The organism is Phocaeicola sp. RTP21198st1_B8_RTP21198_201120 (assembly GCF_040929485.1).
Lineage (GTDB): Bacteria > Bacteroidota > Bacteroidia > Bacteroidales > Bacteroidaceae > Phocaeicola > Phocaeicola dorei.
This window is the reverse complement of record NZ_JBCOCI010000102.1, coordinates 1-13,529: the sequence shown is the minus strand read 5'-3', so window position 1 is coordinate 13,529 and position 13,529 is coordinate 1. Positions and strand designations below refer to the sequence as shown.

Below are 13,529 nucleotides of genomic sequence, written 5' to 3'. Positions count from 1 at the left end.
ATTATCTGCAAATTCAGTAATGAGAGGACGTGTAAACGCAATAAGGACGTTCAAGGGCTTAGTTGCGGATTTGAGGCCATCCTTTAATGAACGGACGGAAACAGACAATTCATATCCTTTGGCATCTCCTTCCATTTCTATTGCCGCTTGCAATTTTCCATGCTGATCGGCGTTCAGAATAAAATGTCGCATGTGGACTGCCGGGACAACTTCCAGCCATACAGGTCTGTAAATACCACCATACAGCCACCAGTCGGCTTTACGTTCGGCTGCATTGATGGATTTGTTGGCTGATTCTTTAGCTATCTTTACTTCAAGCAGGTTCTTTTTGCCGGGCTTCAATAAATCGGTGATATCATAACTGAAGCGGTAGAATCCTCCCTGATGCATCTCGCCTGCGGGTTTTCCATTGATGAAAACTTCCGTGTCGGTCATCACTCCGTCAAAGAATATTTTTATCCGCTCACCGGAAGTTGTTGCCGGGGATTCAAATTTATATCGATAAATGCCCGTTTCGTCGCTTGGCCTTTCACCTTTTATAGTGTACCAACGACCGTAAGTATATTCTCCGAATCCTTGCAGTTCCCAGTTGCAGGGTACTTCGATCTTTTTCCATTTTCCACTGTTTTGTCCTCCCGAACAAAAGAACTCCCAAGTCCTGGTGTCGTCAATACCGGTTCCCGATAAATAGATACGTTCGGGGTGCGGAGCTTGTGCCTGCACAGTTGGTCCACTCCACAGGGCAGCTATTACTAAAGCTGTCAGTTTGGTCCATTTGTTTTTCATAATACCATTGAATACTGTTTTCATGATACAAAAATAAGGCGGGATAACCCGCCTTACAATGGAAAATCATACATTATGATGAAAAATGATACAGTTATAGGGAATTAATATGCCGATAGAATTATTTTATTTCTATTCTCATGGGAGATTCCTTTTTATATTCAACCTTTTCCTGATTGGCATTTATGTTCTTGAAAATAATGTTTTTGGATTTCTTACCTTCTACATTCACCCTAATTTCTTCACTAGGGAGTTTGAAATGTATATCCTCGAACAGGATGTCTTTTCCATCCAATATGTGAATGTCATTATGCAGCGATTCTATCGTCAGCTTCCGCATCGTAAATCCGGCGGCATCATTCAGGGCGCCGATTAATTTCTTGCATTTGATCTCTCCATTTTCTATCACTACCTGGTTGAAAGGTATTTCAGGAATACCATTGGCGGTAAAGAACTGGTCGGCTGATTCTACAATGAAATCTTTGATCAGGATATTCTTTACATCAGGTGTCAGCCGGTTTACTTTTCTTGCCGGATAGCGTGCGGCCAGTTCGCCCATATAATAAGCACTGCCCAACAAATCCCAAGTAAAGGCTTTTCCTACATTGATCATGCGCAGTCTCTCATAGTAAGTGTTGTCACTGCCTCCTCCACGGTTGCGTCGCGTTTTGAAACGGATGCCGGTACGAGTGCCGTCAAATACACAATCGTGTACATACAGATTCTTGATCACTCCGGCTGTTTCACTACCACAAGTAATCCCGCCATGTCCATGCTGGGCCAGCGAGTAGCGGATAATTACGTTTTCTGTAGGTTTGCCTACACGTAATCCGTCTTCTGCTCTACCGGCTTTCAGGGTAAAGCAATCATCACCGCAGTTCAGCGTGCAGTATTCAATTAATACATTTTTACAAGATTCTATATCAATACCGTCTCCGCTGGGCACCTTGGTGGAATTAACGGTAATGCCTCTTATAATTACATTCTCGCAATAAATGGGTACCACATTCCATAAGGTGCTTCGTTCCATCGTGATCCCTTCTATTAATACATTGGTACAGTTGATAGGAGAGATTGTTTTAGGACGATAGAAAGTCCTGCCTTCCATACCGTCATAGATACGTTGTTCTATAGGCATGTCCCACGGGACATCTTTTTCTACCACTGAAGCACCGTTAGGACGTTTTCTGATTTCAGCATCCATAGATGGTCCGTAAATGGTTCCTTCTCCTGTAATGGCGATGTTGTTTTCCCCATTGGCGTAAATAAAGGCGGCCGGCCCCATTATTTCTACCCCTTCATGGCGTGTGAAAACCGCCGGTAGATAATCTTCCGCACGACCGGAAAACTCTATTTCGGCTCCTTTGGCTAAATGTAGATTAACATTACTTTTCAGTAAAATACGGGCCGATTTCCATTTTCCCTCAGGAATGACGACTGTTCCTCCTCCTTGTTTGCTGACTTCAGCAATCGTCCGGTTCACTAAATCTGTAATAGGGGCATCTTCTGTCATTCCTTTGTCTTTCATATTGACGATGAAATCGGGAAAAACGGGACGCTTCGGCTGAGGCATATTGAAATATGCATTCTTGATCGGAACGATATTCCGGGGCATTGCTTGTGCACCGACTTCATTTAAATAGGGGATAGCTGGTTTCAGTTCTGCTGTCAGCTTATCCAATACTTCCGGATTTAATTTTACTTTTACCATTCCGATGGGGTGGAAGCGCGTATCATCCCAAGCTGTATAAACAATGGTATATACATTATCTCCTTCGGGTATCAGGCAAAGCGGAGTCCTCATGACAGTCCACCATTTTTTAACTTTGGTATCTATGGCGATATAACGTGCTTTGCTCCAGTTTTTTCCGTCTATGGATAAAGTGTATCCCATTCTGTTGGGTAAGTTTAAATAGTTCGGCCCGCCGTCAAACATCGCTATGTAGGTTCCGTTGGGTAATTTGGATACGATAGGATTCTCTACAAACTGCGGGTGAATGGAAGTTATCGGATTGATTTCCTCACCCATACGTTTCCATGGTCCTTCCAACGTTTCTGATTCGGCCAGTCCCACAGCCCATACCTTGCGCTTTTCCCCTCCTTTCAAGGGATAATCTGCACGGGTTTCGTAAGGATAAGCTCCACTGATAAACGCATTCCAGCCTTTATCCACTTTATATGGGAAGAAAGAAGCGACCCCTTGCCGTCCTTCCCAAAGTTGGGAGTCCAGTCCCGGTTCTATAATGATTCCCATATCTCGGTAAGGACCGCCTATTCCTTCTAGACCTTCCTTTTCGGATTCACATCTCCAGATGCGGCCGAAAGAATGATTGGGTGCAATTTCTTTATCTGTGGTGTAGGCCAGATAAAATCCGTACCATCGGTTGTTTTCCTCGCTGAATACAGGCATATAAGACCAGATGGCGGAACGGCGGTCATTCATGGGATTGTCTTCATGTACCAATGCATAGACACCGCTTGATTCCAATATAGTGGATTGGCGTGTCCAGTGAACACCATCAGTGCTGGTCCAGTGTCCTATACGTGTCTTTACTCTGTCGTGATAGGCAGGCATCCCTTTCACACCGGCGCGTTCGGTAGGAAACATGTGATAAGTACCTTTTATTTTTACGATAGAGCCTCCTTCAAATCCTCCTTGAATCCCTTCTGTACCTGGCATTCCTGCGTTGATAACGGGGGCTTCAGGTCCTCCGATAACAGTAAATAAAGTTTCTCCTTCGGTGATTCCATCGATATGGAATGATATACTATCTGTTTTATCAGTCGTTTTGATACTTTTGCTTTCCATCTTTTGAGCGATGGCTTGCGTACCCGCCAGACATAATCCGATACACAGTCCCCAAAAAGCGTTTCTTGTCATACTTAGTCTTTTAAAAGTTAAATGGCCTCCATTTTACGGCTTATAAGTAATGACGTTTGTAGATAGGATTTGTAACCATCGGATTTGTTCTTATTTTTATGAAGCAGATCGATGTTTTCTTGTTTGTCTGTAAATAGAAGAAAAAGGTTATTTTTATAGGTGTTAAATCAAAATATGATGTATATTTGAAAGCGAAATAATCAAATACCTATGAAGAAGTATATTATAACTCTGCTGTTTTGTACATTATTTTGTCATTTAGGCATTGCTCAAGGTTTGAAATCAGTTTCTATCTTGGGAGATTCTTATTCCACTTTCGAAGGATATGTTCAACCCGATACTAATTTTGTATGGTATCTGAAGACACCTCCTGAAGGGAGAAAGACGGATATGGTTTCTGTACGTAATACTTGGTGGCATCAGTTTATTAAGGAGAACAACTACCGTCTTTGTGTGAATAATTCGTTTTCCGGTGCTACTATTTGCCATACCGGTTATCGTTCGGAGGATTATAGCGACCGTTCTTTTATCACCCGGATGAAGGCGTTGGGCTGTCCTGATATTATTTTTATTTTTGGCGCGACTAATGATTATTGGGCGAAATCACCTTTAGGAGAGTATCAGTATGCGGATTGGTCCAAAAAAGATTTATATTCTTTCCGCCCTGCTATGGCTTATATGCTGGATACAATGATTGATTATTATCCTAATGTGGAGATTTATTTTCTATTGAATGATGGTTTGGGAGAGGAAATCAGTGAATCGGTCAGAACGATTTGCAAACATTATCAGATAGATTGCATTGAACTGAAAGGGCTTGATAAAATGAGCGGACATCCTTCGGTGAAAGGGATGAAGCAGATTAGTGAGCAGGTGAAGGCGTATATGAATTCCCGGCATAATTGAGTATGACGGTTTGTGTGGTGATTATTTTAGAGGAATAATGATAAACAGTTTCCGATGATATTTTAGTGAAAGATATACTGGTTGAAGTATATTCTCTCACTAAAATATGCCTATCACTTCTTATTTTACAAAAAACAATCGTCAAATGTCTTTCAGTTATAATCTAATCTCGGTGGTTAGAGCAGGTAAACCAGAAAGTTTTTTCATTGTGATTTCATTAAAGTTTCTTTTTTAGCCTTTAAAAATGAAGAGAGCTTATTTATTTCGCTTCTATACTTTCGTTCGTTGACCCTGTTCTTATTTTCTTCTGGATCTATGTGATGGTCAAACAACATTCGGGAATGAATCTTTTCTTTTTGTTTCCATTCCGCATAGTTGTATCTATTGCTAACAGCATTGTCTCCCCCTTCCCATTGGATATATACTTGGTCTTTTATTTTTGCTTTTAAATTTGTTAAAATAGGAACAAAACTAGTGCCATTTAATTGATTCTTTGGTATGGGCAAATGACAAAGTTCACATAGTGTTGGATATAAATCTACGAATTCTACCATGGACTTAGTTTTTCCTTTTTTCAATCCGGGAACACGTACAATTAAAGGAACGTGAGTAGAACGATCCATTAAATTATGCTTACCGAGAAAGTTGTGTTCCCCTAGATGCCAGCCATGGTCTCCTAGTAATACAACGATGGTATTATTTGCTAAACCTAGCTCATCCAGGGCATCCAGCACTTTTCCTATTTGGGCGTCAACATAGCTTAAACAGGCATAATATCCGTGTTTGGCTTCTTTCTGAAAATAGATATCATCTGCTGTGGTAGTACGTGCGTAAGCATAGATTTCTCCAGAGTTTTTAACTTCATCCGGCAAGCCTGCAGGGCGAAAACGATTATTGGCAACTGGAATTTTCTCTCGGTCATATAAATCCCAATATTTTTTAGGGGCATTAAAAGGTAAATGTGGCTTCCAAAATCCACATGCCATAAAGAAAGGTTTTCCTTGTTCTTTTAAACGTTTTAAGTCTGCAATGGCTTTTAATGCCAGTTTTCCGTCATCATAAGCGGTGTCAGGTACTTCAGCCCACTCACAAAAAGGCCCTCGCATTGTTTTGGGATTGATAGTTCGTGCGGAGGCTTCATTCATCCATAATTCCCATTTATTGTATTCTGCCCAATATACATCATATCCGTCGGGATGTTTACGGTAAGGAGGTTCACTCCATGAATTAGCATGATCTGAAAGATGGTGGAAAACCTTGCCGTTTGAGATTGTGTAATAGCCATGTGATGTAAACCATCTTGATATCGGAATTGCGGTTGGGCAATCTTTGCTGGCATAAGCGGAATAGTTGACAAAGCGATCTGGATAGTGTGGATACACTCCTGTCAATAAACTGGCGCGTGAAGCTCCACTTACTGGGATATTACAGTAAGCGTTCTGAAATAATAACCCGCTGGCGGCAAAACGATCGATATTGGGGGTCTTTACTTCTTTTACTCCATAGCATCCTAACTCAGGGCGCATATCGTCTGCCATCAAGAATAGAACGTTCATTTTCTCTGTCTGTGAAAATACAGACAGAGAAGAGAAGGCAAGCATTGAAATGCTTGAAAACAAAGTATATTTTAACTGCATAATTTTATTTATTGTTTTCCCATCCAGGATTTTGTTCTAGAGCAGGATTGAGTGCCAATTGATTTAGAGGAATTGGATTTAGATAGTAATGTTCCAACCATCCTAGGGGTTTCTCAAAATAATATACATATCCTTCATTGTTGGAGGGACCATTCATAACTTTTACATTAAATTCACTTGCATTTTTTAAATAGACCCCAGTAGGTTGTTTGTCTACGTAATGTCCTTTTTTCCAGCGGCGTAAATCGTCCAAACGAGTTCCTTCACCCATTAATTCAACGCGGCGTTCACGGCGGATTTCCCATAGTAACGGATTTACATCTTGATCTCTGTCAGGATCAAAATCTGTGGTAATATCTGTCAAGACCATATCGGCCACGTGAGCACGTTTTCTCAGTTTATTAATAGTTTCATCTGCTATAGATTGATCGAATTGCCCTAGTTCATACATTGCTTCGGCATAATTCAACAGTATCTCACCGAGTCTGAATAGGGGAGCGTCTGTAGTACAAACTCCATTGGCAGTGCTGGCATCGGTATGAGTATTATAGTATTTCCATACCCAGAAACCCATTTGGCTGGCATTCCATCCCTGTCCCCAATTGACATTTTTGAAATGAGGTTGCCCTTTGGTTATAAAACCTTTGAAATTAGATGTCGGCAACCGGTGATAAGTTTCTTTAGAAATTGTTGCCATCAAGTCAATATATTCACGTTCAGAAGGATTGTCTGTGAACTTCCATTGAGTGGTAGAGGCACTTGCTAGACTTACCATATAGGGAGGACATACTGTGTGATATAAACGATAATCCCGGTTGCGGAACTGTGCATATACATCTTTATCACCTCCGTATGTGGAACTGTTTTTGATAGGATGTCCGTCACTGCACAAATAACTGTCTACAGCATCTTTGGTTGCTTCTATTTGTGATTCGCCGGTTCTTACCATACGTGTGAGCCCATGGCATAGCTGGCTGGTAGCATACTCTTTGTATAGAATAATTCCATTTATGCCATCTAAAGACTCTGAGTTGAAAAGTTCTTCATAGTTGGGATGTAGGGTAGTATATTTATTCATGACTTCCTTGGAAGCCCGTGTACATTCTTCTAAATAGGTTGTGGCATTTTGTAGGGCATGATATTTTCTCCATGTACCTTCAAATAAACAAAAACGGGAAATTAATGATTGTACTACAGCTCGATTGATCGTATTATTGCCATCTCCGTCTACCTTGATATGTTCTTCTGCATATTTCAAGTTATTCAGAATATTTTGGGCTACAACATCCCGTGGGTCTCTAGGGGAATATAGTTCCTCGCTGTCTTCTGATAAAGCATGTTCTACCCATGGTAAATCTCCATATAGAGATAGCATTTTAAAATATTTATAAGCGCGAAAAAAATATCCAACACTTCTCCAATGTGCTTTTTCTGCATCATTCATGGATGACTGGTCTATATTGTCCAACATTAAATTCACCCGGCGGATATATTCATAGTCCCATGAATCAGAAGACGCAGGTACCTTAGCTTTCTGATACGCCCATTGACTTTCATTGCCTGAGACATGCTTGATCATATTGTCAGCTTCATAATCTCCTTTAAAAATCTCATCAGTTTGTCCTGTTTTATATGCATAGCCGAAAAAGACGTTATACAGTCCCCAAGCGTAAGTCTTGAAGTTTTCATATGATCGGAAAGAGGTTAATTCCGTTTGTTGATCTTTGGGATATACCTCCATAAAATCATTATTTAAACAAGAATTCATCAACAGGAAGAGTCCTACTCCTACTATATATTTTTTCATAATGTCAGCTTTTATTATAAACTTAAATTAATACCAAATGAGAATTGACGCATATAAGGATAAGTAAATCCACGTTGTCCCAAATTGTCTGTTACTACACGTTCAGCATCTATCCCTTTGGGCAGATGATCAAATGTAAAGAGGTTTTCTCCACTAAAAAATACTGATAAGTTAGTAATACCCAGTGGCTTGATCAGTTTTATGGGGAAGGTATATGATAAACTGATATTGCGTATGCTCAAATACGCCCCATTTTGCAAAAAACGGGTTTGTGTTTTTTGATTGGCTTTAGTATTTCCTTCTGCCTTTTCATATAAACGTGGAAAATAACTATTTGTATGTTCTGGAGTCCAGTAATTCAATTGAGAGTCAAACAAAGTTGAGTAAGCATCGTAATGTGGATAGAATAGCTCATTCATAAGCCAAAGATCCCGTTTGCCGACTCCTTGTAAAATAAATGACAATGAAATACCTTTCCATGCTGCGCCACCACGAATTCCGTACTGATATCTGCGAGTATCATTACCGATAATATGAGTATCGCCTGGTTCGTTTGACGTGTTTTTACCATTGTTTATAATACCATTTCCATCAAAATCCATATAAAGTATATCTCCCGGATTGGGATTATAACCTTCCATTTTGGGAATATTGTTTTTTAACTTTCCTTGACTGTCAAAATCTTCGGTAGTATATAAGCGGTCTGTAGTATACCCCCATATTTCACCTAATTCCATTCCTTTTCGGTAAATCAGATTGCCATCCGAATCTTTTCCTAGTAAGCCTACCTCATTGTCGTATTTTGTGATTTTCGTACGCGAGTCATATAGGTTAAAACCTAAATAATATTGCACATTGCCGATACGGTCATTCCAATCCAAGGATATTTCCCAACCTTTGGCGCGTAAATCGGCAGAGTTTTGTAATGGGGCTTTGGCACCCAATACTCCTGGAAGTTCCATACCTGGAGCCAACATTCCTTTTGTATCCCGTTGGTACCAATCAAATACAACATTTAGGCGGTTATTAAACAGCCCTAGGTCAAACCCGAAATCCAAAGTACTAACTTTTTCCCAAGTGAAACTATTGCTGACTAGAGCTGGAGGAGCCAATGTTGTAGTAGCTTGTCCGTTTACAACCCAATTAGCCAATGGAGAATCCATGCCAGGAATAAAAGCATAAGGTTCTATACTTTGATTACCGATATTACCATAAGAACCTCTCAATTTTAAGTTAGAAAGAAAAACTTTACTCCATTCCATAAATTGCTCTTCACTGACACGCCAGCCTACGGAAACAGAAGGAAAGAAGCCGAAACGATTTTCTTTAGGGAATTTCGAAGAACCATCATAACGCCCGTTTGTTTCGAGTAAATATTTACCGGCATAAGAGTAATTTATCCTATAGAATAATCCTCTGACATGGTATTCCTCAAATTCATCACTGTTTTTATAATCTCCTGTAGCTTGTGATAATGAGGGTAAATCTTCGTTAATCATATCTATGCGTGACGCTTTCATCATCTTATAGGCATTGCTTTCCTGATTGAAACCAGCCATAATTCCAATGTCATGTTTACCTAATGTTTTGTTGTAATTGGCATATACATTAAAAGCATTATAATTGGTCGCCCGATTTTCTATTTCATATTTCGAATTTGAAACAGACTGTTCCTTACGGAAGTTAGCTCCGTGAGCATAATTAAATTTCTTATCGAAAGTTGTGATTTCTCTAGTCTTTCTATTAAATGTATATTCACCGATTATTTTCAGATCTTTGAACGGAGTAATAGTCAGCTTGCCAAAGATGCGTAAGTCGTTTCTGTCATTTTCTTTAGGTGCTGACAGATTAATGAAATTATGAGGAGTATTGATAGGCAAGATTTCACCGTCTAGTTCCATATTACCTAATGGAAAATAAGATGGAAAGGCTACTGCTGCTCCCCAAATACCATAAGAAGCTGAAGTATAGGGAAGTTCTGAATGTGAATTCGCATATTTGATGTCTAATTCCGGAGTAATCCAGGAATGAATATCGGAACGGATGTAAGATGATATATTATAACGTTTGTATGAGTCTTTATCTGTAACAAGAATTCCGTTTTGATCCACCATCCCAGCTGACATTCTGTAAGATATTGATTTATTACCTCCTCCAACAGAAATATTATGTGTTTGTTGAAAACCTGTTTCCATCATATCGTTTAAGAGATCCGTTTCTTGTAAACTGTATCGAAGTCCGTCTACTACGGCATAACCGTCAGGATAATTGCCTGAATTAGTATCATATTCTTTCAATAACTCCAACCAGGTATCTACATTTTGTCCTGTTTGATATGATACTGTTCCCATATCTTTATAAGCTTGTACTGTTTGTAACGGAGTTGCTTTGTGGGGTAAATTACTAGGCTTACTGAATGAGAAGTTATTAGAGTAGTTGATAGAGAAGCGAGTGTCTTTCATTCCCTTTTTAGTGGTGACTAGGATAACTCCGAATGCAGCGCGTGCACCGTAAATAGCCGATGATGCGGCATCTTTCAATACAGAGATAGATTCAATATCATTAGGATCCAGCATATTTATGTCCATCTCTACATTGTCAACTAATACGAGCGGGGCACCTTCATTGATGCTGTTTACTCCCCGGATATTGAAAGACATTTCAGCACCGGGTTGGCCTGATGTACCTGTTACTTGCAATCCCGGCATTGCTCCCATCAGTACATTACTTACCGAAGTAACAGGCCGATCCCCCAATATTTCATCCATTTTTACACTGCTTACTGCTCCTGTCAGGTTGGCCTTTTTTTGTACACCGTATCCGACCACTACTACTTCTTCTAAAGTTTCAGTATCTTCTTTTAAAACAATATTTAGTTCTTTTTTATTTCCGGTGTTCATTTCCAGTGAGGCATATCCAATGTAGGAAATTTGCAATGTCGCATCGGTTGAGGCATCTAGTACAAACCGTCCGTCTATATCTGTAATCGTGCCTATAGATTGTCCTTTAATTTTTACGTTAGCACCTATAATCGGTTCGCCATTCACATCTTTAATGATGCCGGATATTTTTTTTGTTTCAGATGATTTTACATTGCCGGTTTGCTTGTCCGAAATAACGATTGTTTTAGGTGAAACAATACTATATTCTAAATTTCTGTCTTTTAAAGCTTGATTCAGAACGGTAGTGACCGAAATATTTTCCGCTGATATCGAAATATTTCGGTCAGCATCTAGAACAACACTACGATAAGAAAAACGATAGGGCGTTTGATTCTCGATAATGTTAAAGATCTCTTTTAATGATACATTTTTTACGTTTATCGTTATTAGTTTTTCCTGTGCCATAGATTCGAATGTACAGAAAAGAAGCAATAACGAAAACAAAGTGAACAACTTCAGTTGTGCGTGTTTGTTTTTCATACGATAGTAAATTTTAGATTAATGTTAGGCCCTGTGGGCATTGTCGTAAGTAAAGACAATGTATTTTTATAGAAGTACCGAAGATAAGATATGTTATAAAGCATACAAAACGAAGCCGCTTTCTCTCAATTTAGAAAGAAAGTCGGTTTTGATATTGATTGGATTTGATTCAAATGTCAGTCAAAATAATTTCTTTGCCTTTGATTTGCGCCTTAAGATGATAGGACTTTTCAATTACTTCCAGCACTTCGTTTAAATTGGTAAGAGGTAGTGTACCGGTAAAAGTGTCGGTGGGACAGTTTTTACAGGTGATGTTGATTCGAACATTATAGCTTTGTTCAATAGTATGGATGACTTCAGAGAATTTAGTATTTCTGAATATCATGTTGCCATGTCTCCATGCTGATATTTTTTGGGTGTCCTCTTCTGCAATGATGAAAATATTACCTGTTGATTGGTCTAATATTGCCTTTTGTTTCGGGTGAAGGATTACATTCTTATGACTTTGAGTTGCACCAAGCCATACGCTTCCTTCCTCTAGGGCCAGTTCGGCTGTTTTATGATCCTTTCGTACTAAAAGATTAAAAGTAGTTCCCAGTACCTTTACTTGTAGTCCTTGGGCATCTATGATAAAAGGTACTTCCTTGTTTTTATCGATCTGAAAATAACCTTCTCCATCAAAGCTGATTTTCCTTTCTTTTTTGTTATAGGTTTGGGGGAAGTATGCTAACCTGGATTCTGAATTCAGAGAAACAGCGGTTCCGTCCGGAAGAGTGACACTTGCCCGTTCTCCTCGAGCTGTACAGACAATCATTTCTTTGGTGGCAATTTGTCTGTTCTCATAATACAGATAGCCGGAAAGTATAATGAATACAGGCAATAATATAGTAGCGGCAATCTGGATTATACGACTAAAATCGAAGCCATTGCTTTTTTCTTCTTTTATGGAATTTTCAATCTGTGCCTTTATTTTGTCTATTTGTTTGTCGGGAACGGAAGTGACATCAATTTTTTCATTCATCCAAGTTTGATACATTTCTTCCCCTATTTCATAGTCCGACATGGATTTAATTCTATTTCTGAGTTCCTGTAACTCCGCCGGGGATAGTTCGTCATTCCTATATTTGGTTTCAAGTTTCTTCATTTATTTTTTTCTATTTATGACATCCATTTATGTTGATAGTACCGAATTTTATTTTCTAATTAATAAAAAGTAACATTAGAAGTAACCATATTTTGTTTAATTTCTCCTTTAGGGTCTTAAGTCCTAGTGAAAGCTGGTTTTTTACGGTTTGTTCGCTTAAAGAAAGTTTTTCTGCTATTTCTTTATTGGATAACTGTTTGAACCGGGATAGACGAATTACTTTTTGCTGAGTGTCTGGGAGCTTTTCTATTGTTTTGAGGAATCTGAATAGGAATTCATTATATTCCAGCTTGTAATGAGTGTCCTCGGTTGACAGGGTATCTATATGATAAATGTATTCTTCATATATGGGATGGTTTATTTTCTGACGGTATGCATTGATGAGACGGTGTTTAGCCATAATAAAAAGTAGAGAACGTAATGTTTCATCTTGTCTTATATTTATACGGTTAGACCACAGTTTTACAAAAACCTCTTGTACGATTTCCTCTGATTCTTCGGAAGATTTGGTAAATTGTAAACTATAAGCATACAGGCGTTTGGAGTACATTTGATAAATTTTGTCAAATGCCTTATGCGATCCTTGTTTTAAGTCATGAATCAAGTGTCGTTCTATATTTTCTATGTGCTCTTCCAAGATATATGGTGTTACCTAAATGTGGATTAATCCCATAATATTCGTTTGCAAAGATAATCATTATGTATTTCTCTTGTGTATCTCTAGAACTAATTTTGTATGATATCTGAATATGCCTTTTAATTGTAAGAAATAGGTTCAATAGTAATTTTTTCTTGTTTTAAGACTAATTCTCTTCCTTATATTCAAACCATTGGTATGATGCTTTATTTATCGATTGTTTTCCATTACTTGTCGCATATATTCCGACTCCCGTACCATTAAAGCGGTTGACCTTATTATCCGACACAGCATCTACACTTTGTACCT

Annotated in this window: 9 protein-coding genes; 1 reads left to right on the top strand and 8 read right to left on the bottom strand. The window is 38.8% G+C overall.

Annotation, left to right across the window (positions count from 1 at the left end; genetic code table 11):
- Positions 1–810: sugar-binding domain-containing protein (locus AB5935_RS21750; RefSeq protein ID WP_368327564.1), on the bottom strand; the 810-nt coding region annotated here is incomplete at its 3' end.
- Between the two features lie 97 nt (positions 811–907).
- Positions 908–3,667, bottom strand: a complete 2,760-nt coding sequence (locus AB5935_RS21745) for a glycosyl hydrolase family 28 protein (RefSeq protein WP_195594198.1) — start codon at positions 3,665–3,667, stop codon at positions 908–910.
- Between the two features lie 210 nt (positions 3,668–3,877).
- On the opposite strand from AB5935_RS21745, the gene AB5935_RS21740 reads away from it, so the two are divergent.
- Positions 3,878–4,573 (top strand): SGNH/GDSL hydrolase family protein, encoded by a 696-nt coding sequence (locus AB5935_RS21740; RefSeq protein WP_007840493.1) that lies wholly within the window; start codon positions 3,878–3,880, stop codon positions 4,571–4,573.
- 203 nt (positions 4,574–4,776) lie between these two features.
- On the opposite strand, the gene AB5935_RS21735 is transcribed toward AB5935_RS21740, so the two are convergent.
- The 6 genes from AB5935_RS21735 to AB5935_RS21710 form a co-directional block, all read right to left on the bottom strand.
- Positions 4,777–6,210, bottom strand: coding sequence for a sulfatase (locus tag AB5935_RS21735; protein WP_007851033.1), 1,434 nt, complete (start codon positions 6,208–6,210; stop codon positions 4,777–4,779).
- Between the two features lie 4 nt (positions 6,211–6,214).
- On the bottom strand, positions 6,215–8,017 hold the full coding sequence (locus tag AB5935_RS21730) for a RagB/SusD family nutrient uptake outer membrane protein (protein ID WP_007836590.1): 1,803 nt from the start codon (positions 8,015–8,017) through the stop codon (positions 6,215–6,217).
- A 14-nt stretch (positions 8,018–8,031) separates the two neighbouring features.
- Entirely contained in the window at positions 8,032–11,439 is a 3,408-nt protein-coding gene (locus AB5935_RS21725; RefSeq protein WP_038611332.1) for a SusC/RagA family TonB-linked outer membrane protein, read from the bottom strand.
- Positions 11,440–11,608: 169 nt separating this feature from the next.
- Entirely contained in the window at positions 11,609–12,583 is a 975-nt protein-coding gene (locus AB5935_RS21720) for a FecR family protein (RefSeq protein ID WP_007836586.1), read from the bottom strand.
- Between the two features lie 55 nt (positions 12,584–12,638).
- On the bottom strand, positions 12,639–13,220 hold the full coding sequence (locus AB5935_RS21715) for an RNA polymerase sigma-70 factor (protein ID WP_007836584.1): 582 nt from the start codon (positions 13,218–13,220) through the stop codon (positions 12,639–12,641).
- Positions 13,221–13,386: 166 nt separating this feature from the next.
- Positions 13,387–13,529 (bottom strand): hypothetical protein (locus AB5935_RS21710; protein ID WP_195493861.1); only part of this gene is annotated, 143 nt, incomplete at its 5' end.